Genomic DNA, 21,031 nt, shown 5'->3' on the forward strand with positions numbered 1-21,031 from the left:
TATGAGACATATTTCGCTTCCGCAAAAATACGTTTTTCTAAAATAATGGTTTCCTCTATAACAGAAATTTACTGTTATAGAGGATAGAACCTTATAAGCCAATTTTTGACCAGTCAAACAATGAACCAGGATCAGTTTTTCGGTCAGGCGCATATTCATCATGACCAACAACATGCTCCCGATCCTTTAAAATATCAGGATTGCGTTTTATGATTATTTAATTTCCAGCGTAGTTTCATAACTTGAAACAAATTGATTCGCTTGATTAAGCAGTGTGTCATATGCTGATTCTGACACTGATTCTTGCTCCCTATGGTGGTCGAGTAGCAATTTAAAGCCATCCATATGTTTCAGTACTTTCTCGTTCTCTTCTTTTTTAACGAATTGATTGACAGAAGTTAAGTGAATAGTGAGTGCCCGAGCAACACTATCGTTTGCAAATTCTCCTTCTTCCTCAAATTTCACTATCAGAGCTAACATATCTTCTATTGTAGGCACCTCACTTCCGTCCCCTGTATCATTATCATCGCCATCACCTGGGTCTGTGTCATTTTCTTCATAGATATCATCTAGTACCATATTTGGGTAATAAGCAGTTAGAATTTCATCGAATGCCCAACCCTTACTTTCGCCAAGATGATAAGCACCATATTGACTCATGCCAACTCCATGTCCATAACCACCTCCAAAGAATGTAATATCTTCACTTTCCTCATCAATTTCAACACTGAAGAAAGCGGATGGAAGAATATTGAAATCCTCTCGAGAAGGTGCATCATAACCGTCACTTCCTGCGCGGGCCATGTATAATGTAACTGGATCTCCACCTGTATCTGGGGACCACGGTCTAATAACAAAGCGAATATTGTATTCCTTTATTACTTTATATGTCCCTGTCGTTCCCTCTATCACAAGATCCATAATATTTCCACCTTCACCCCGCTTCGTTACATACATATCTTGGAATTCACCAATCCCTGCCTCCGGAATTGGAAGACTAACAAACTGACCCGCATCATTTTGTGTTAAAACAAATTTGGGATCTGCCTGTTGTCTAAGTGTTAAGTTTTTATTAATTGTATTTCCTAGCTCTTCTTTTGATAGCGTTGTTTTCCAACGAAAGAAATCTGATGCATCATCATAACCTGTATATGATAGAGTTTTGAAAAAATGGAGCATCTCTTCTTCATCACTCGTATCCAACTCGAGCATTTGGTCTGGGTTATCCGGATCAAATGTATGGCTTTGTGCTAGTAAATAAGGTACAACACTACTAGGAAATGTACCATCTGCTTCTGACCATACTTCATGCTTTGAAGCACCGTATCCTGCTGAAGTAGAATAATACCTAGCATCGACTAAACCACCCGTTTCATCCCGCATTACAATCCCTGCAGTCTCTTGAACTGCTTGTGTAGTAAGCGCATTTTCTGGAGCATTGTTATATACTTGGCTCATGACACTATCAAGTACAAAAAATCCATCTTCTGTAAAACGCTCACTAAAATAATCTCCCAAGGCATAGGTTCTTGCGGCAACTGATTGGGCCTTCAGTGCTTCTAGTCCAAAACTTGCTGGCATCTCGCTTGGCACAACCTGGTATAAATAATCTTCTAAATTCACTTCATTAATGAGATGAAGTTTGTCCCCCGAATGAGTTGCTGTGATTTCAAAAAAACCACGGTAACTCGCTTCAACTGGCGTCCATTCACTTCCTCGTCTAATATTATCAACTATAATCTTCCCGTTTTCTTCAGTAGATACATAGATTCGATTCGTAGTCGTATATAATGTTGTTCCATCCTCTGTCATAATTGTTACTTCGTGTTGTTGAGCTTGAATTGTAATTAACTCATTCGGATTTATCAATAATATCTCATCCGCAACCTTGTCCACTATTTCTAGACCTGTAGCAGATTGCACTTCAATTTCATCATGTTCTAGCGTGACAAAATCAGTTGTCATAATTCCAACGCGCATATTTTCAATTGGTGTGTAACCATTTAATATCATCTTTGTAATTTCATTATCTTGGTTCACTTCCACCGTAACATTTTCAGCACCCACCCGAACCTCTCGATAAGATACTGCTTCTAATTCACCATCCACTAATCGATATACTTCATAACTCGTAGCTAGAGGTAATGCACCTTGTATTTCTAGCTCTAAACTACTTGAGCTCTTAGCCATAATCTTTTCGGAATATATATTTTCAGATTCCGCCGCTCCTAAAACAGTTTGTCCGGGTAACATAAACTGTACAACGGTACTTAATATTAAAGTAAATACCGCAATGAGATTTATTGTACGTTTCGATTTACAAGCAGTTAACATGATAGTCCTCCTTACTATATTTAATATGCTGATATTGTAAACATAACGATTCCGAACTTCATATGAACCCTTTCTACTTGTTGTACAGTGAATTTTTAATCGATGGGGGTCTTACAACGTACAGGACGTTGCGTCTTTGTAGGATAGCCAAGTCTGTACTTACTGCGGAAAATCAGTAAATATAAATAACTTGTCAAAAGAAGATTGATAAAGCGTATATTGAGCTGTATACATTCTGCGTGGGTTGAAGCCTTTTCAATCCATTGAAACAGGTAAACAACCAACTCTACTAATCTATTACGGATCATAATTGAGATGTCATATTTTTATTCTAATATTGTGTTTTGCACAAATACCACGATGTGTAAAATAATATTTCAACCCAGCGTGCATTATCCTTATATATAAGGATTTAGATACTCCCCTCCTTATCCTTATAGTTGGTACGTACTTGGTAACGCTTACAACAAAATTAACATTTCTTATGAATCACCACCTTATCATTATGACTAGTATAGTAGAGTTTTTGCAAAAATGGTGTCGAAGTTTGGCAGAAGTAGGAAGTATTCCAAAAATGATAGCAAGGTAGGAAGACTTAAGTACTATAAAAGGGGTCAGACCCCATGTTAAAAGCTTCACATGGGGTCTGACCCCTCTATTTTCTACTTGATTAATTTTTCCTTTTTTAAGTATTCTTTTGCGATTTCATATGGTTTCTTACCTTCTACATTGACTTGATAATTCATCTCTCGCATTTCATCATCTGTTATTTTTCCTGCTAGTTTATTTAAGGCTTCTTTTATTTCCGGGTATTTTTCTACCGTCTCCGCTCTTAACAATGGTGCACCTTGATAAGGTGGAAATAATTGTTTGTCATCCTCCAAGACTTTCAGTGAATACTGTCTCAACTCACTATCTGTAGAGTATGCATCAATCACTTCAATATCACCAGATTCCACCGCACTATATCGTAGCTTTGGCTCCATTGTAACGAAATTTGCAAAGTGAATATCATACAGTTTTTGCATCCCGACATAACCATCTTCACGATCAGAGAATTCTAATGTAAATCCAGCTTTTACACTATTTTCCACACTTTTTAAATCCGATATAGTCTTTACGTGATATTTCTCAGCAAATTCATTTGGCACTGCTAGAGCATATGTATTGTTATACGCCATAGGTTGCAATAATTCCATATCGAATTGATCCAACATACCTTTTCTAGCTTGTTCATATACTTCATCACGGTTCGTACTATCCGCTGTCTCTTTTAAAAACTCGGCAATAGCTGTTCCTGTGAATTCTGGATAAATATCAATACTATTTGACCGTAAAGCATTAAATACGAAAGAAGTTTTTCCAAGCCCAGGCTTTAATGACACCTGTAAATCTGTTTCATCTTCAATCAAAATTTTATACATATTAATTAAGATTTCTGGCTCTGATCCAAGCTTACCTGCAATGACAATTTCTTGATTTTGACTGTTCATCACAAATGGTGCGAGGAAGAAGAAACCTACAAGTACGATTATCGAGCCAATTGCAATGATGGAATTTTTATAGGATGCTTTTTCCAAACGCTTCAGAAGAAAATCAAATAAAAGTGCTAATATGGCAGCTGGTATGGCACCAAGTATAATTAAAGACGTGTTGTTACGGTCAATTCCTAATAAAATAATATCTCCTAAACCACCGGCTCCGATAAGTGCTGCAAGTGTGGCTGTGCCAACAATTAACACCATCGCGGTCCGAATACCTGCCATCATAACAGGTAAAGCCAATGGTAGCTCTACTTTCATTAACCGTTTACGATTATTCATTCCCATCGCCATTGCCGCCTCGACGAGCGAAGGATCCACCTCTTTAATACCTGTATATGTATTTCTGATGATTGGCAGCAAAGCATAGATAACCAAAGCAATGATGGCGGGAACTTTTCCAATCCCAAATAGCGGAATTAGCAGGCCTAATAATGCCAAGGAAGGAATTGTTTGTAAAACTGCCGTGACACCAATTATGCTCTCCGCAATTTTTGGCCTCTTCGTTAAATAAATACCTAGCGGAATGGCTATCATAACAGCAATCAAAAGGGAAATAAGAGAAATCTGGATATGTTCAAAAAGTGCACCGATAAGCTGATCTTGCCGTTCTAAAAGCACTGAGAAAAAATTAGCCATGGTTTTTCCCCCTATTCATACCATCCTCTATTAGATGCTCTGCCAAATAATTCATCATCATTTGTCGATTGATCATGCCAATTTGGGTCCTATTTTTTTCAACAATGAGCTGTTCATGAAATGCTAATTTCTTCAAAACATCATGTAATGAAGTTGAAACGGGTATTACCTCAGTCGCTGTTACCGCATATGGTGTGCCACCTTCGGTAAATGGTTGAACAATCGTTTCAAGTCGGAGATCTCCACCAAATCTATTAGGTTGATGTCCAACAAAGTCTTTTACGAATTGATTGACGGGATTTTCCATAATCTCAAGTGGTGTTCCAATTTGGACTACTTCTCCATCCTTCATGATACAGATTCGATCAGCTAATTTCATTGCCTCTTGCATATCATGCGTGACAAATATTGTTGTCTTTTGAATACTCTTTTGGATTGATATAATATCATCCTGCAGTTTTTCCCGGCTAATCGGATCAAGCGCACTAAATGGCTCGTCCATTAATACAATTTCGGGATTTGCTGCTAAAGCTCGGATGACTCCTACTCTTTGTTGCTGACCACCCGATAATTCTTTCGGTTTCCTATGGAGATAAATGTTTGGATCTAACCCGACCATTTCTAATAGTTCACAAACCCTTTTTCTAATTTTGTCACGTTCCCACTTTTTTAATTCTGGTACAATTGCGATATTCTCTTCAATAGACATATGCGGGAAAAGCGCAATGCGTTGCAGCACATAGCCGATATTCCATCTTAATTCATGAATATCGTATTCACTAATCTTTTTATCATTAATAAAGATTGTCCCTTCTGATAGTGGAATAAGACGATTGACCATTTTCAATGTCGTCGTTTTCCCGCTCCCACTCGGACCAATTATGACAAAAAATTCACCTTGCTCAATTTCCATATTTAAATCTGTCACAGCTGTTGTTCCATCTGGATATTTTTTTGATACATTTTCAAACTTTATCAATGTTTTTGACTCCTTATATTATCATCATCAAGCATCTATATTATCTGGGTGATTATCCATTTTATATTAGGCACTGAAAGGATGAAGTATCAAATGATTTGCTTGTAGAGGATGTTTTGATGATAAGAAAAAAGGATAATAGTTATTGTAAAAGACGGATGTGAAGATATGAAGTATGTTTGAGCTAAAACTGTAGATAAAGAAGTGGGGATGGAAGAAATAAACATAGTGGGGTCAGACCCCACTATGTTTATATTTGATACCTAGGATCGTTTGGTTGAATCGGAATGCTCATCTGGCTATTTAAATGAATTGCTTTCATTTCACTAGATTGCAATAAATATTTGATGTTTACTCCTTGAATTCTCATCGCAACACCATTATAAACCTCTTTATAGCGATTGAGTATGTCAAATGAAATGAGATGTTCATTGCTTATTCTGATTAGCTCCGCTTCAAAACGCTTGTGACTTTCTTCTACATTTTGCATAGCTTGATCCAATGTTAGACCCGCATCACTTAATGCTATCTGCACTTTAGCAGGATTCGTTTTGAATTGAATAATAACTTCTATACTTTCTTCACTATTAAGATCAATTTTCGGATCAACATAGATAGAAGAATTCATATTATTGTTATTCCTTTCATTTGAGTTTATATTTGGGGTCTGACCCCAAATATAAACTTCATTTCCTTATTCGGCGTATTCGGCGCCGTTATCTGTTTGTTTTGCTTTTACTTTTAGTGCTGCGTCATATTTAACCCCTTGGTATTCATTTCCTGCACTATCTTCCAGTTTAATCCCGACCATAAGATCAATATACTGCCCTTCATCTAGTTGCCAGAAAGAGTCTTCACTACCTTCACCAAGAAGAATTTCACCTGAAGTAACCGCATCTTCTGATAACACTTCACCGTATACCTCTACATCTCCAGATACATTGGATAGTTTTGCCACCGAACGCTCATTTGTTGTTCCATTAAACAAATTATCTAATGCGATTTTTGAGTCTTCATACACGTCTTGCCCAGGTTTAACCGTATATTTCATTGCCATATATCCGACTGAATATCCTTCTAGAGATGCATTATCAACAGAATGTGTATAAACCGCTTTTAAATGTGCATCTAAATCACCTGTATTAGAAATAGAAACCCAATTACCATATTGAAGTTGGGATGGTGCAAATTTTGTTTCTGCAAATAATGGCTCTTCAATATCCTGCCCATTATTTATCTCTAAAACTCCACTTTCAAGTGAACCAGATGCATTTGTTTCTGCAGTAAACCAAGAATGTGTTCCCATTCCAGCAGTTGCGATAAGTACTCCCGCTAACGTTGTTCCTAATAAAAATCTTTTTGTCTTCTTCATGATATGATTCCTCCCCATTTTACGTACTAGATTTTTTAACTTGATTAGATTTAAATATTCTTTCATATAGTGTTAAACTGACATATCCGATTAACGGCACAATAATTAGAAGCATAAAACCTAGTGAACTACTTGCAAATCTCGCAATAAACCCACCATTTTTTATAAGGAAGGCCTGTCTACCTATTAAGGCATCAGAAGTTACAATGTCGTCATCAACGACATTATTGTTGTCCCCTTTTGTTTTCATGACAGGTGAGCCATCCTCTTGTGAAATATCAACCACTCGGTGTGTCACAAAACGGCCTTCACTATCTTGAAATGTGATCACATCATGAACAGTGATATCCTTTGCTTCTAACATTTTCACAATAACTAAATCACCTGTTTCAAATGTTGGTTTCATACTGTTTGAAACAACCGTGTATGGTTGGTATCCCAAAAAAGATGGGGGTTGGCCAGGATGCCTAATCATTTGCAAAACAATAAACAGAACAAAAGCAAGTAGTATAATAAATATCAAACGAAGACTATAAATAAATATTTTTCTAAACGCAATATTGCTTTGAGACACCTTTCGCCACCCCCTATTTTTGATGGGGGTCAGACCCCTTTTGCGGGGTCTGACCCCATTCACCATTTATTAATTATCTTCTGTTGGTTGAAGACCTAGTGATTGTAAGAAGTCATTCAAGCCTTTAGGTCCAAGCTTTTCTACTGGATCCTTCTTCACCCCAGGACCTACTTTCAAGAAATTCTTCTCGATATAACGAATATCCACTTCATCGACGATACCATCTTTATTAATATCCATTGCTTTATCGTCTTTACCATACATAGCTACAATACGCATGACGTCCATAATATCAATGACACCATCGCCGTTTACGTCTCCGGCAATATTTGGTTGTAGATACACTTGTGCCATCTCACCATAGATTTCGCCGTTCTTTTCCTTCCCTACCGTTACTTTTTGTGCAGTAGTCAAATGACCTGGTACTTCAATTATAATTTCATACGGCTTATCCGATACTGGCAAATCAGTTATTTCAAACTGCGCGTGTTCATCGACAGTACCATTATAAACTTTACCATCCGCTCCTTTTGCATACGCCTTAACTCCTAACCCTTCATAGTCACGTGTTAAAGGAAATCCTGCTTCATGCATAAATGCTTCCGGAGTAAAGTTACCGTAAACTACCGCATGTTTAGAAATAAATTGGTAGTAATCATGTATAAATGTTGGAATGACAACTTCCTCATTCGTAATATTTTGATATGTGAATGTATCAACTCCACCGTAGCCCAAATTACCACGATTTTCATAATACAGATCACTGACCACCTCAAAAGTGACATCAATAAAGTTCATATTACCTGTAACCCCTTGAGCGTGTTCCCCTTCCAAAGAAGCTCCAACAGTTACAATACTTGAAAAGTTATCCTTGCTAAATACCGGGTCATCCAGTGTGACAGATAAGTCATTCTCCTTAGCAAAGTTAGCAAATTCCTTATTCAGTTTTACATCTTTATATTCATAAATATCACCTAGATAATTTAGGTCAAATTTACCTGAAACAAGATCCTCTACGTTGTTCAAACTTAATGTAAACGTGACACTATCACCTAATTTAACCTCATCTTCTTGATAAAACCCTTCCGCATATGCTGTTCCTTTTTTAATAAACGTATAATGGACGGAATCACCAAGATTTGTAGCCAAGTCAATCGGATCTAATACCAATTTTAATGGACCATCCGCAATTTCCTCTGGTAATACACCGAATTTCATTTCCCCTTCTGCTGTAACAGGTAAAATACCTGGGAACGGAAAGCTATTTTCATAATAACCTACTATATTTGATGATTGATCATAATCTAACCCTTTTTCTTTTAGAACATCAATCGCATCGTCATAGACGTTTGTATGGACCCATAATGCATGATGACCATCTTCATCCGTATACATAGATTCATCTACTTCAATAACACCTGGTTCATAATCATTAAAACTCATTTCCGCTGGCTTATTATCAATTAATGCGAAGTCATGACCCGTATACATTTCGCCATTCTCATCCACCCCAATCATTTTAATATGATAGTCGCCCTCTGGTAACACTATAACTTCCTCGCTAATCGGGTTATTAGGGTCATCCGTAAATGGGTTCACCATACCTTGAAATACATTCATAAGGAAGTATGTTTGATCTGGCATTATTTCCTCTGCAAACAGCGTTCCGAGATAACCAACTGGTTTATCCGTTTCACTATCTGTTACGATAACATCTATCGTTTCCATTGGACTTTTTAATCTGAAATCCATGTTGAGAAAAGGATCTAAAAAGTAATGGAAATTCCAGTCATTTGTCACCGCATGTCGATCAAGCTCTATAAGGTCAAAACCTTTATCAGATACACGAACAGCAAATGGGACTTGGTATTTTTCCTTCGGGTCATCTACATTTGAAATTCGAACATACCCTTCATATACCCCATAATCTGCGCCGCTTGGTATTACAATACTAGCTTCCAAGTCTTTCTTTTGTTCCGGTGAAAGCGTAAGCGTAGCTTCCCCCACTTCTAATTCAACGCCATTTTTAGATGCATCTTGTCTATTTCCTTTTGCTTGGAGAAAATCAACTTGCACTTCATAAGTCTTTTCTTCATTGGATTTATTTTCTATTGATAGTCTTTTTGACTTTTCAATAGCCTCTCCATCCAAATAATACCCTCCAAATGATATAGAACCTGTATCATGATTAAGGCTTACAATTTCTACACCCTCAACCATATCCGTTTGGTCATGAACGACAACCGCTGTATCCGCATGAACTGCATCATACGCATCGATACGTCCTGCACCAACTTCATACACAGAATAATCTTCACGTAGGTCAACAGCTGTATTCATTAATGCTGCCTTTACTTCAAAAGGTGTGTAATCTGGGTTTTGTTGTAAAATCAATGCTGCAACTCCCGCTACATGAGGTGTTGCCATTGACGTTCCATTCATTCTGCTATAAGCAGATCCATATGAATTATCTTCTGGATCATTAATAAATGAAGGTACAGTTGAATTAATTGCAACACCTGGTGCAGTCACATCAGGTTTAATGTCATACGTACCTGAAACTGGCCCTCTTGAGCTGAAATCAGCCAAATTATCGCCTTCTGATTTCACATTTCCTAATTCACCAAATGTAAATAATGCTCCTTCGTTCACAGCCTTCTTTAAACTTTCCCCATCTTCTTTTGACAAACGAAATGATGGAATATAATCGGAGTTTTCACCGACATAATGTGGAATTTGCCCTGCTTCATTGTTATAAACAATTGTCGCAACAGCACCTGCGCTTTTTGCATTTCTAATTTTCTCATCAAAAGCAAGTTCTCCACGCTCAATTAGTGCGATTTTACCTTCAACATCTACATCCGCAAAATCACTATCAGCCCCAAGTCCTACATAAACAACAGGTAGTGATTCATTTTCTAAATCCGCTACGTTATCTGCAAAGCTCTTTGCTAGAAGCTGAACATCAGAAAAAGTAAGTTCATCTACAGTTGCAGAAAAGGTCGGAGTGTTTTGCGAAACATCACTTGCTCCTACTGCAATAGACAAAGCCGCAGCACCAGGTGTACCAACTGTTTGATCACCAGGGCCCGCATTACCTGCTGCAACAACTGTAACAACATCAGATAACATTGCATTGTTAACCGCAACAGCTGCCGGGGATAGTGGATCATTGGCATTCATACCTAAAGACAGATTAATTACATCCATTCCATCGCGAACCGCTTTATCAATTCCACCTATTACCCAGTTCATGTCTCCACTACCATAAGCTCCTAACACACGATAGCTATATAAATCAACTTCTGGTGCTACCCCTTTAACAGAATAATCTACGAAACTATCTTGTTGTCCCGCAATCGTTCCAGAAACGTGTGTACCATGTGCTGTATAATAACTATTGCCATACATATCAAACTCTGGATAGCCAGATTCTAACCATTCATCATATGTCATTTCCATTGGGTCAGCGTCATCATCAACAAAATCCCATCCTTTTACAGAATCCGGATCAACTTTACTCGCATCCCCTCCGTCAGATTTTCTGTATCCTTTATAAACATTCGTTAAATCCGGGTGATTATAGTCAATCCCCGTATCAATAACCCCTACTTTAATTCCTTCACCTTTAATTCCCTCATCATGGAGTTCATCCACCCCAATATGCGGAACACTATCAATCATTTTTGGTTTTGCCTTTTCGCCCTTTGTTTCAGGCAATGTAAGCTGTACCTTTTCATCATTCCAAACACGCTTGACAATACCCGCTTCAACTAAGTCCTTAATCATATTTGCCGGAATTGTCATTGCCACACCGTTAAAAGCATCACGATATGCTTGATGCACTTTAATTTCTGATGCCCCTTCCGTTTTAGCACGCTTTAAACCATCAATCACTTTTTGAAACTTCTTATGTGAAGCATCTACCTTTTTACTAGCATCAGAAAGTGAAACAGTAGCACGTTTTTTGATGAGTTTCGCTTTCGCAACTTCTACCTTTGCTGGCTCCTGTTTAAACTCAACAATAACTTGAACCGGATTTGCACTATCTACGTTAATATCGGGATGTATCGTAAATCCCGGTTGTGCTTCCAACTGGTTCAAGGCGCGTCTTTCTGCATCCGTCAAATTACTCAAAACCTCTTTTACATTTAAAGAAGAATTTTTCGCCTGTGCTAATTGTAATGACGGTAGCATGGTACTCAATATTAATACGAATGATAATACAACCATCACTTTACTAAGATATTTTCTAGAAATCATCCATCTTTCCCTCCTCTATTTTCTCTTTCTTAAAATCTAGTAAAAAACGAAAACTCACACTCCTTCTATTCATCTATTAACTCATTATTAATGATAGATGTGATATGACATACTGTAAATTGGGGTTTTTAATATATTTCTAAATATTTAAAATAGTGCTTTAGACTGGTCGTATATTGTCGAATTTTGATTTACATGTCGAATTCATGCCGAATGCAGGTGATTAGTACTAATTTAATTCCCCCAATTTTTCAATTATTTTGGTTACGCCAAAGCATAATAGTGGGAAAATTATATAATTTTATATAAAATCATATGAAATCACACTAAAAAACGAAGGAATGAGGAAAATGTAGATCTTATAACGGATACAAAATTGATAAAAAATAACGTAAATGTTTGCAAGGTAAGAATTTCTGTCTAAGAAAGGGGAAAACATCTGATGTATGAAGGAAGAATCATCAAGTTCTATCGAGAAAAATATGGCATGACACAAGAACAACTAGGGCTAGGGATATGTTCAACGACGCATATTAGTAAAATAGAGCGTGGGCTGACAGAATATTCTCCTGAAATTACTTCGTTATTGGCAAAAAGATTACATATCCACATGGAACAAGAACTGGATAAATTGAAAAACATCAAAGAAAAACTCGATCTATGGCACGAAATGATCATCGCATTAAATATGGAGGCCGCTTCCAAAATTTATAGTGAATTAGCGAACAATGAGCTCATTGAAATTTCTAACTATCACGCCTTGTATCAATTACTCACACTTAAATATCATATTAGACAAGGAAACTCAGCTGATATCAAACGTGAATTATCAGTGATTGCCAAGGAATATGAACGCTTACCCCCATTTGAACAAAACTTGTATAAACATGTAGTTGGTATTTATGAATTATTCATGAATAACTACGCAAAGTCGATTCAGGTATTGAAAAGTATTCATTTTGATGATTATTCAAATGCCCTCGTTTATTATGATTTGGCAACCGCCTATCATTGTAATAACTTACCTATTTTAGCCTATTACTACGCTGAAAAGGCACTTTTGTTATATAAACAAAAGAATAACTTCTTAGGGATAATAGATACAGAAAATCTTATGATCATTCAACTAGAATCAGGTCAACATCGGGACTTCAAAGAAACAGCAGAACATTTTGAAGAACTTATAAAAATTTGCGATTTATGCCATGCACCTGATAAAAAGGCAAAATTACTCCATAACTTTGCATATGAATGTTTAAGACGTGAGAAATATAAAATGGCATTGGATTTATATAACGAATCCATGCAATTGAAGGAAAAATATACAGGCATATATTTACTATCACTCGAAGGATATATTCGAGCGGGATTAGAAGGAAATCTATTATCTAGGGAAGCATTGCTAGAAAATGTCCACGAAGGATTAGAAATTGCGGGGGTGACGAAAGATCGTTTATATTCGTTTATACTTCACTTGCACAAATATTCTCTTATGGGAAGAGAAAAACGGTATTATCAATATTTAACGGAAAAAGCATTACCTTTTTTTAAAAAACAAGGATACATCCTCATTGCTGAGAAATATGAAAAGGAATTGTTTTCCTATTACATCAGAACAGGCGAAAAAGATAAAGCATTGCAAATTGCTGAGGCAGTGATAGGGGGACAGACCCCATGTGAATGAATCACATGGGGTCTGTCCCCTTCTTTTATTTATTAATAAACACCAACGGCATCGTATGCTGCCATTACCGCTTCAACTTCCGCTGATGGCTCTCCATCTTTATCCGGATATAAATCACGAGCTGCTTGAATTGCTGCTTGACGCATTTCGCTAAAGCCCGAAGAAGCCGTCAAATAATGAGTTAGTGCACGGTAGAATATCTTCTCCGCCTTTGTTTTCCCAACTCCATTTACAGTCACTCCGTAATGTGTACCACCTTCCGTAATTAAGTAGGCAGCTTTATTATTAATACTACTATTAATATGAACGCCACCTTTATCCTCTTCACCTAAATAACGGTCATCATAATGGTCCGGGTAGAACCCAGTTTCTGTAAGATACATAGGCACAGATGCAGGATCTTTCATATCACGAAGTCCAACACCAGGAGTATGCGGTTCATAAATGTCTTCTCCCAAGAGCCATAAATCATCGCCTTCTTTATTCTCGATAAATGCTCCCATAATATCGGCAATTGACTCATTCAAAGCCCCAGATTCATTTTCATAAATTAACTTTGCAGTATGTTCAATAACCCCATGTGTCATTTCATGTCCAATTACATCTACACTACCTGAAGTAGATATCATAAGTCTTCCATCACCATCACCATAAATCATCTGCTTTCCATTCCATCCAGCATTATTCCATTGTGAACCAACATGAACAGTTGAAATAAGCTTCATACCATTATCATCAAGCGAGTCTCTCTCAAATACTCTCTTATAATAGTCGTACACTTTTCCCGCATTTACATGTGCTGAAACTGCTGCTGGATCATAGAAGAAGTTAGAATTACTCGTTACTTCAAACCCTGTAAAACCTAAGAGAGCTGACAGTAATATGAAAGGTGTCTCTCCCATACGATTGGCAGTAAATGTATGAACACCATCTGCTCTTGTGCCATCAAATAAGAAGCGCTCTCCTGTTTCCGTATCTAAAACGGAATTTAACGATAACATATTCCCAAATATATCTATTCCTCTTGATGTGACTGGTTCGGATGGGTTTGGTTCTACCACCGGAGTAACTTCTCCATCGTTATCTGTAGCCCCCATTGGAAAACTCCCTTTTCGTGAGTCCTCGATTACAGGAGTCATCTCGTGAAGCGCATTATACTTATTCATAATTTCCCCACTTTTAGCATCTACAAAATAATGGTAATATCCTGGTGCAGGATACGTAGTTGATGCTTTAATGAGATAAGCTAATGTATGTTTGCCTTCCTCTGGATAGAGAATAAGCTTAGCTTCAATTCCATCGTATTCTTTTACTTTACCAATCTCTTTTTCAATATCACTTTTAGCAACATCTAAAGCTTCATCCTCTTGGAGTGCCGGGTCCGTTGATATGTTGGAACGCATGAGGTTTGGCGTAACCGTTCCAAAATACGCGGTCACCTGATTATCTTTATCTACTGCTACAGTTTGCTCCGATCCATAGACAGGAATGCCATTGTGCAATTCAATTATTCTAAAATGATGTGTGTCTGTCATACTATCACTTAATTCGTCGACAATTTTAAACTGATCCTTTGCATGGTTGATTTCTACGTTTATATTTTCTGCACTTCTACCTTTTGGCTGTAATACTTTCGTTTGTAAAAATAGATAAACAGCGTCCTCTTTACTCAATCCCTCAGGTGTGTCCCACGATCCAATCATGTAAGATGGTGTTTTTAAATCGTCATCATACGCCACTTGATTACTTGCTAGCACATTGCTGCCAGGTACTAATCCGCCGCCGAAAACTAATGAAGCTGTCAAGAATATAGGTAACGCCTTTCTTTTCATGCTTCCTTTCTTCCTCAACACAATCACTCCTCCAATTGAATTTGATTACACCTTCTATTATTGGAGGCTTCCTATTGAACGTCAATTGGGTTATAACAAACCCTATCAATATCACATTTGCTAGATTTAAGAGGAAATGAATACCCATTTTCACTATATTTTTGCAAAAAATAACCCAATTTACAATATTCCACCCATGTTCTACGATTAAAACATAGACATGAGAGGAGGATGGTAATGAAAAAGATGGTAGGCAGGATTGCAAGAACGATATCTATCGTATTACTTTTCACTTTGGTCTTTTTGGTTCTATCTGCAAAAGCATCCGGCGGCGAACCATCTATATTTGGCTATCAAGTAAAAGTCGTCGTATCCGGTTCCATGGAGCCTGCCATTCAAACAGGGTCTATCATTGTAAACAAGCTAATTGGTAAGGATACATCTTATAAAAAGGAAGATATCATTTCTTTTCAAGCTGGAGATAAAGTAGTTACACACCGCATCACCGATATTAGAACAACAAACACCGAAACAATGTATCAAACAAAAGGTGACAATAACAATGCACTTGATGCTAACTACGTCTTACAACAACATATAGTTGGCAAGTACACAGGAATTACCATTCCAAAAGTAGGCTATGTGATTGGACACGCAACTTCGAAAACTGGTTCTGCGCTTTTATTATTTATTCCAGGTCTACTACTGGTCCTTTCAGCCGGACGGTCCATTTTCCTGGCCGCTAAAGAAGTGGAAGCTAAAAGTGCCTAAATACTGTTTCAACTCTTTTCTTTCTTGTAAGGAAAAGGTGAATAAAATTAAATTAAGGGGAGGAAGCAAAATGAGTTTTTCAAAAAAGGTAAGCAAAGGTCTCTTAACTGCAGCATTAGGTTTTTCGTTAATGGGTGGAGGAACGTATGCCTATTTTAGTGACACGGTAGAAGTAAATAATACGTTTGCCGCCGGAACACTAGACTTATCCGTCAATCCGGAAACAATCGTAAATGTAGATAACCTTAAGCCTGGCGACGAAATTTCTCGCGAATTTATGTTGACGAACAACGGTACTTTAGACATCCATAAAGTATTATTGGATACAAGTTATGTCGTTCACGACGTAAATGGTGATAATACCGATGACTTCGGCGAGCATATTAAAGTAACCATTCTCTACAACCAAGCAAATGCTACTGTCGAAGTAATGGAAACGACTTTAAGCGAATTACAAGAGATGACACCTGATATTACTGCTATCGATGAATTTGTTGGGGGTGTTCAGAGACCAAACGGATTAAAACCAGGTGACATGAATAAAATTATTGTCTTATTCGAATTCGTTGACAATGGAGAAGATCAAAATCGATTCCAAGGTGATTCATTACAACTTAAATGGAAATTTATTGCCGAACAGGCTGAAGGGACACTTTACGACGGGGACACAGAATAAAAGACAAGCCCCCGAGAATGAATTCCTATTCCAAGGGGCTATTTTTCATAATTGATCTGCAAGGACTGTGGTTGCTTTCATATACTGACTTGTCTCTACATAGTAATGAAACAGAAGCTTTCCATATCTTTTATGATAGATTACATGATTAATTGCTGAAAAATGGGGCAAAGCCTTTTCCTCTATAAATTTATAATAAGCAATATCGTTCCCTTCCGCTTTCAATTTCATCAATTGAAATAGAACGATAAAATGCATACTATTTAATTTCTTAGCACGGGAAAGGCCTTCCCTTATTTTCTTTAATAGAATCCCTTTTCGAGACAAATTTCCTTCCAAACATGCATCGACATAATTACAAAGATGTAAAAGATACGATGTGGAATTTGGATCATCTAATAATAACGCTTCGTAGTAATACTTTTTCGCTAAAGTGAAATTACCAGTATTAAAATATTCAAAGCCAAGGTTATTTAAAAAAAGTGCTTTCTTGTCTTTCAGACCTAAAGTATCACTATTATGAATTAAATTTGTGTAGCGCTCAGTCAGTTCATTAAAATCTACAGATGCATCTTGACTCATTTGTAAAAGCATAACAGACTCCGCATTTAGAGCTCGTCCATAGTTATTCGTTTCCTGAAAATAATGTAAAGCCTTTTCTGCATAAAAATAGGCCATAATCCGAGAGCCAACGAGATGATATCCAGTAGCAAGATGATAATAATATTCCCGATTTCCGTACTCGTCCATGTTTACCTTTTTTAAATACTGGAGTGGTTTTTGGTTACCTTCTTGTTTCACATTTACTCGATTACCAATGTAGTAAATGCCATATATATGAAACAGGAGATTTCGTTCATATGCAGTAAGATTTACATGAGACTTGCGTATATCTTCCAGTATAGTAAAAGCAGACTTCCATTTTTCGTGAATAATGTAGTACCTTGCCTGTAGCAAGCGATAATGTGCCGCAAAATATGTTGATTGAATTAATGTTATCGATGCTAAATCATGTTTAATTTGTTCAATCATTTCCGTTCTTCCCATGATGATAGCCGAATGCCACTCTTGCAGTAATTTATCAATTTCTCCTAAAGATGCTATTTCCTTCTTAATATCTATAGATAACCGTTCTGAAAACATCGCAATAATCTCATCAGAATACGCTGTTTTCCCACGTTCAATTTTACTCACATGTGTAGTCGTACATATTCCCTCACCTAATTGAGCTTGTGTCATATTCTGCTTCTCACGATAAAACTTAATAATTTCCCCCTCTACCATAGTATCCCTCCAAATATAATGCGTATTTTCTAACTATAATCAATTATTATAATAATTACATCATACACGTAAATAATTAGCCATAGGAGGAATGAACCATTTCCCAAGCAAAAGAGAGGACATTATACTTAGGGGGACAGACCCCATGTGAACGAATCACATGGGGGCTGTCCCTTCAAAAATAGCCACTTAAGCAGCAGCTACTTGCGATAAATAGCGGCGGGAGTGCGAATACTTAGATAACTGGAACGAGAGAACCGTCCCTCTGTGTCGCGGTCCCTCTGTGTCGCGTGCAGGTGGGGTTGATTCTTGATAGAATGGATGTAGAAAAGTAGATTGGAGAATCCTATTGATGAGAAAACGTTACATTTATTTAACTATCGTTGCAATTGTACTAGTTTGCGTATTTTTTCTAGTAAAATATATTTTTTTAAATGATAAATCATCATCTGAGTCGCATGATTTATCTGAATTAGTAGAATCAAAACCTTTGCCAATACCACCCCTATTAGAGGATGTAGATCCTAATCCAGATCGCGCTGAATTTCACTTAACTGCGCAAAAAGGGACGAGTGAAATCTTGGATGGCATAGATTCTGAGACATTAGGTTACAACGGAGACATTCTTGGGCCAGTTATTCGAGTTCGTAAAGGCGAAACGGTAAACGTGAAAATGAAAAACAGCCTTGATGAAGCGACGACACTCCATTGGCATGGACTGCGCGTAGATGGAAAATACGATGGTGGGCCACATTCAGGTATCAAAGCAGGGGAAACTTGGGAACCAGAATTTACAATTGATCAACCAGCTGCAACACTTTGGTATCACCCACACATGATGGGAGAAACAGCAAAACAAGTGTATGAAGGACTTGCTGGTTTATTCTATATTGAAGACGAAGTATCAGATAGCCTTGCTATACCGAAAGAATATGGCATGAATGATTATCCTTTAATTATTCAGGATCGGAAAATGGATGCTAGCGGTAATATGCAATACAATCCGAATATGACAGATACAATGATGGGACTCTATGGAAATGCATTTCTTATAAATGGAGCCATTTCGCCTTATTTAGAAGTACCTCAAGGGTATGTTCGATTTCGTATTTTAAACGGATCAAATGGTAGGACATATCGCTTTTCTTTAGACAATAATCAAAAGTTTTACCAGATTGCTAGTGATGGTGGATTTTTAGAAAAACCAATCGAAATGTCAGCACTCCGACTTAGTCCAGCCGAACGGGCAGAAATATTAGTTGATTTTTCCGAGGTAAAGGCCGGTGATAAAATAAAACTAATTAATACCGCTTCAGACTTTGTAAATTCGGCCTCCAGCGCGGATGATACAAAGACTAAAACAGAATTAATGGAATTTGTTGTGACGGATAAACAGTCCGGTGTAAATGAGATACCAAAACAATTAACTAAAATAGAATCAACTAAGCCGAGTAGCGCAGTCAAAACAAGAGAATTTGCAATGGCAGGTGTCGGAGCGACCCTTACAATCAATGGTAAGTCCATGGATATGGATCGTATCGATGAAGAAGTTAATTTTGGTACGACTGAAATATGGGAAGTTACGAATGAGCATACTGGAAAACAAGGTGGGATGGCACACCCATTCCATATGCACGGTGTACAATTCCAAGTGCTCGACCGAGACGGTAACCCACCACCGGCAAATGAATCTGGTTGGAAAGACACGATATTAATTCAACCTGGAGAAAAAGTTCGTCTCATCGCTACTTTCACAAACAAAGGTATCTTCATGTACCATTGTCATATTCTTGAGCATGAAGATGCAGGTATGATGGGGCAGTATGAGGTGAAGTAAGAAAACCTGAATGTTACAAGGACTGCAGCAGAGAATTGCTAGCAGTCCTTTTTCAGTTTATACCCCAATTACTTCAATCTGACCCAAATAAGTTGGCTCATTCAATCCATAAGCTACCCTTTGCAAATAATTTGATTTCCATAAAAATCAACAGCTTTCACTAATAAATACATTTCACTGTAACTAAATAGAGGTTTAAATTCTGAACTAGCAGATGTGCGTTGAATCGATATCGTATCAGAACCAACGGCTTGTCATTAGCCAACATTGTTATAACATATTCCGGAAAATCTGCGCAAAGACAAATCTCCCATCCTTATGTTACAGTAGGTTTGAATAGCTTAACAAAGGAGCAAAAACTTATGTCAAAAGAACACTGGGATAATAGTTTTTCTGATAAGGATTATGTGTATGGAGAAGAGCCAAATGAGTTTATTAAAGAAATGAGTACACGAATTTCTGAACATACAAAAGTAGCTTGTTTTGCAGAAGGAGAAGGTAGAAATGCCATTTATATAGCTAAACAAGGGCATGATGTAACAGCGTTTGATCAATCCATAGTTGGGTTAAATAAAACAAAGGCACTTGCTGAGAAAAATGGTGTCTTCGTCGAAACAGTTGAAAGAGATTTGACAAAGGATAAAGTTATAAAAGAGCAATTTGACGCTGCCATATTGGTCTTTGGTCATGTGCCAAAACAAGATCAGGAGTTCTTCATAAAAAACGTCATGGAATCAGTGAAGCCCGGTGGATTAGTTATGTTCGAAGTATATTCGGAAGCCCAAATAGATTACAATACAGGCGGCCCTGGCGTTATGGATAGATTGTACAATCCTCAAGATATATTACGTTGGATAAGTGATTATAAATGTCTGCACTTTTATTATGGCGAGGCAGAACGTCATGAAGGAAAGCGACATAGCGGGAAATGTCATGTTGTGCAAGTGGTTGTTGAAATAGAAGATATTCCGGGAAATTGATGGCATGTTACAATATAGGTAAACGTTTAGCAAACTGTATGAATATGTAGGTGAAACAAAGGGGCCAGGACATAAGGGTCTGACCCCCCTTGTTCAACTACTAGGAAAAAAGCGCAATGTTTCATACGAAATATATAGTAGTTGAGGGGGCTGACACTTTGGTTTTGTCCTAGCCTCTTTTGTCATTGATATTTATACTAATAGGAATTTTAAAAGCGCAAAAAATACTAGTCAAGTGGAAAAATAAAGGCTGAGTGGCCAAGTC

General features: G+C 37.3%; 14 protein-coding genes. 5 read left to right on the top strand and 9 right to left on the bottom strand.

What is annotated here, in order from left to right; all coding sequences use genetic code 11:
- Window positions 1-213 precede the first annotated feature (213 nt).
- The 7 genes from ACFFIS_RS15370 to ACFFIS_RS15405 all read right to left on the bottom strand — a co-directional run bounded on the left by ACFFIS_RS15370 (window position 214) and on the right by ACFFIS_RS15405 (window position 11,699).
- The gene (locus ACFFIS_RS15370) at window positions 214-2,334 is read right to left on the bottom strand and encodes a SpoIID/LytB domain-containing protein (protein WP_320381064.1); all 2,121 of its coding nucleotides are present in this window, start codon (window positions 2,332-2,334) and stop codon (window positions 214-216) included.
- A 662-nt stretch (window positions 2,335-2,996) separates the two neighbouring features.
- A complete protein-coding gene (opuFB, locus tag ACFFIS_RS18205) occupies window positions 2,997-4,514 on the bottom strand; it encodes an osmoprotectant update ABC transporter permease/substrate-binding subunit OpuFB (RefSeq protein ID WP_512700597.1) in 1,518 nt (505 codons plus the stop codon).
- Entirely contained in the window at window positions 4,507-5,493 is a 987-nt protein-coding gene (locus ACFFIS_RS15385; protein WP_320381063.1) for an ABC transporter ATP-binding protein, read from the bottom strand. Before ACFFIS_RS15385 ends, opuFB begins: the two co-directional genes overlap by 8 nt.
- Before the next feature lie 250 nt (window positions 5,494-5,743).
- Window positions 5,744-6,121, bottom strand: a complete 378-nt coding sequence (locus tag ACFFIS_RS15390; RefSeq protein ID WP_320381061.1) for a protease inhibitor I9 family protein — start codon at window positions 6,119-6,121, stop codon at window positions 5,744-5,746.
- Window positions 6,122-6,187: 66 nt separating this feature from the next.
- The gene (locus ACFFIS_RS15395; protein WP_320381060.1) at window positions 6,188-6,865 is read right to left on the bottom strand and encodes a hypothetical protein; all 678 of its coding nucleotides are present in this window, start codon (window positions 6,863-6,865) and stop codon (window positions 6,188-6,190) included.
- A gap of 19 nt (window positions 6,866-6,884) precedes the next feature.
- Entirely contained in the window at window positions 6,885-7,439 is a 555-nt protein-coding gene (locus ACFFIS_RS15400; RefSeq protein WP_390188244.1) for a signal peptidase I, read from the bottom strand.
- A 69-nt stretch (window positions 7,440-7,508) separates the two neighbouring features.
- Window positions 7,509-11,699 carry a S8 family serine peptidase gene (locus ACFFIS_RS15405; RefSeq protein ID WP_390188271.1) on the bottom strand — a complete coding sequence of 1,397 codons (4,191 nt, stop codon included), beginning with the start codon at window positions 11,697-11,699 and terminating at the stop codon, window positions 7,509-7,511.
- A 445-nt stretch (window positions 11,700-12,144) separates the two neighbouring features.
- On the opposite strand from ACFFIS_RS15405, the gene ACFFIS_RS15410 reads away from it, so the two are divergent.
- On the top strand, window positions 12,145-13,386 hold the full coding sequence (locus ACFFIS_RS15410) for a helix-turn-helix domain-containing protein (RefSeq protein WP_390188245.1): 1,242 nt from the start codon (window positions 12,145-12,147) through the stop codon (window positions 13,384-13,386).
- A gap of 32 nt (window positions 13,387-13,418) precedes the next feature.
- On the opposite strand, the gene ACFFIS_RS15415 is transcribed toward ACFFIS_RS15410, so the two are convergent.
- Window positions 13,419-15,218 carry a M4 family metallopeptidase gene (locus tag ACFFIS_RS15415; protein WP_390188272.1) on the bottom strand — a complete coding sequence of 600 codons (1,800 nt, stop codon included), beginning with the start codon at window positions 15,216-15,218 and terminating at the stop codon, window positions 13,419-13,421.
- A gap of 237 nt (window positions 15,219-15,455) precedes the next feature.
- Here ACFFIS_RS15415 and sipW point away from each other — a divergent pair, with 237 nt between their 5' ends.
- Entirely contained in the window at window positions 15,456-15,989 is a 534-nt protein-coding gene (gene sipW, locus ACFFIS_RS15420) for a signal peptidase I SipW (protein ID WP_390188246.1), read from the top strand.
- Between the two features lie 70 nt (window positions 15,990-16,059).
- The gene (locus tag ACFFIS_RS15425; RefSeq protein ID WP_320381047.1) at window positions 16,060-16,665 is read left to right on the top strand and encodes a TasA family protein; all 606 of its coding nucleotides are present in this window, start codon (window positions 16,060-16,062) and stop codon (window positions 16,663-16,665) included.
- A 45-nt stretch (window positions 16,666-16,710) separates the two neighbouring features.
- On the opposite strand, the gene ACFFIS_RS15430 is transcribed toward ACFFIS_RS15425, so the two are convergent.
- The gene (locus ACFFIS_RS15430; protein ID WP_390188248.1) at window positions 16,711-17,949 is read right to left on the bottom strand and encodes a helix-turn-helix domain-containing protein; all 1,239 of its coding nucleotides are present in this window, start codon (window positions 17,947-17,949) and stop codon (window positions 16,711-16,713) included.
- A gap of 352 nt (window positions 17,950-18,301) precedes the next feature.
- Between ACFFIS_RS15430 and ACFFIS_RS15435 the strand changes: the two genes are divergently transcribed.
- Both ACFFIS_RS15435 and ACFFIS_RS15440 read left to right on the top strand, forming a co-directional pair.
- Complete coding sequence (locus ACFFIS_RS15435; RefSeq protein WP_390188250.1) at window positions 18,302-19,786, top strand: multicopper oxidase family protein; 1,485 nt, start codon at window positions 18,302-18,304, stop codon at window positions 19,784-19,786.
- Window positions 19,787-20,148: 362 nt separating this feature from the next.
- Complete coding sequence (locus ACFFIS_RS15440; protein WP_320381041.1) at window positions 20,149-20,766, top strand: class I SAM-dependent methyltransferase; 618 nt, start codon at window positions 20,149-20,151, stop codon at window positions 20,764-20,766.
- The last annotated feature ends 265 nt before the right edge of the window (window positions 20,767-21,031 follow it).

This window comes from Paracerasibacillus soli (genome assembly GCF_042432965.1).
In the GTDB taxonomy this organism is placed as follows: Bacteria; Bacillota; Bacilli; order Bacillales; family Amphibacillaceae; genus Paracerasibacillus; species Paracerasibacillus soli.

What these genes read in the sequence shown, in the direction of transcription:
- ACFFIS_RS15370 (WP_320381064.1), bottom strand. Translation starts at nt 2,334, where the DNA reads ATGTTAACTGCTTGTAAATCGAAACGTACAATAAATCTCATTGCGGTA.
- opuFB (WP_512700597.1), bottom strand. Translation starts at nt 4,514, where the DNA reads ATGGCTAATTTTTTCTCAGTGCTTTTAGAACGGCAAGATCAGCTTATC.
- ACFFIS_RS15390 (WP_320381061.1), bottom strand. Translation starts at nt 6,121, where the DNA reads ATGAATTCTTCTATCTATGTTGATCCGAAAATTGATCTTAATAGTGAA.
- ACFFIS_RS15395 (WP_320381060.1), bottom strand. Translation starts at nt 6,865, where the DNA reads ATGAAGAAGACAAAAAGATTTTTATTAGGAACAACGTTAGCGGGAGTA.
- ACFFIS_RS15410 (WP_390188245.1), top strand. Translation starts at nt 12,145, where the DNA reads ATGTATGAAGGAAGAATCATCAAGTTCTATCGAGAAAAATATGGCATG.
- ACFFIS_RS15415 (WP_390188272.1), bottom strand. Translation starts at nt 15,218, where the DNA reads ATGAAAAGAAAGGCGTTACCTATATTCTTGACAGCTTCATTAGTTTTC.
- sipW (WP_390188246.1), top strand. Translation starts at nt 15,456, where the DNA reads ATGAAAAAGATGGTAGGCAGGATTGCAAGAACGATATCTATCGTATTA.
- ACFFIS_RS15425 (WP_320381047.1), top strand. Translation starts at nt 16,060, where the DNA reads ATGAGTTTTTCAAAAAAGGTAAGCAAAGGTCTCTTAACTGCAGCATTA.
- ACFFIS_RS15430 (WP_390188248.1), bottom strand. Translation starts at nt 17,949, where the DNA reads ATGGTAGAGGGGGAAATTATTAAGTTTTATCGTGAGAAGCAGAATATG.
- ACFFIS_RS15435 (WP_390188250.1), top strand. Translation starts at nt 18,302, where the DNA reads ATGAGAAAACGTTACATTTATTTAACTATCGTTGCAATTGTACTAGTT.
- ACFFIS_RS15440 (WP_320381041.1), top strand. Translation starts at nt 20,149, where the DNA reads ATGTCAAAAGAACACTGGGATAATAGTTTTTCTGATAAGGATTATGTG.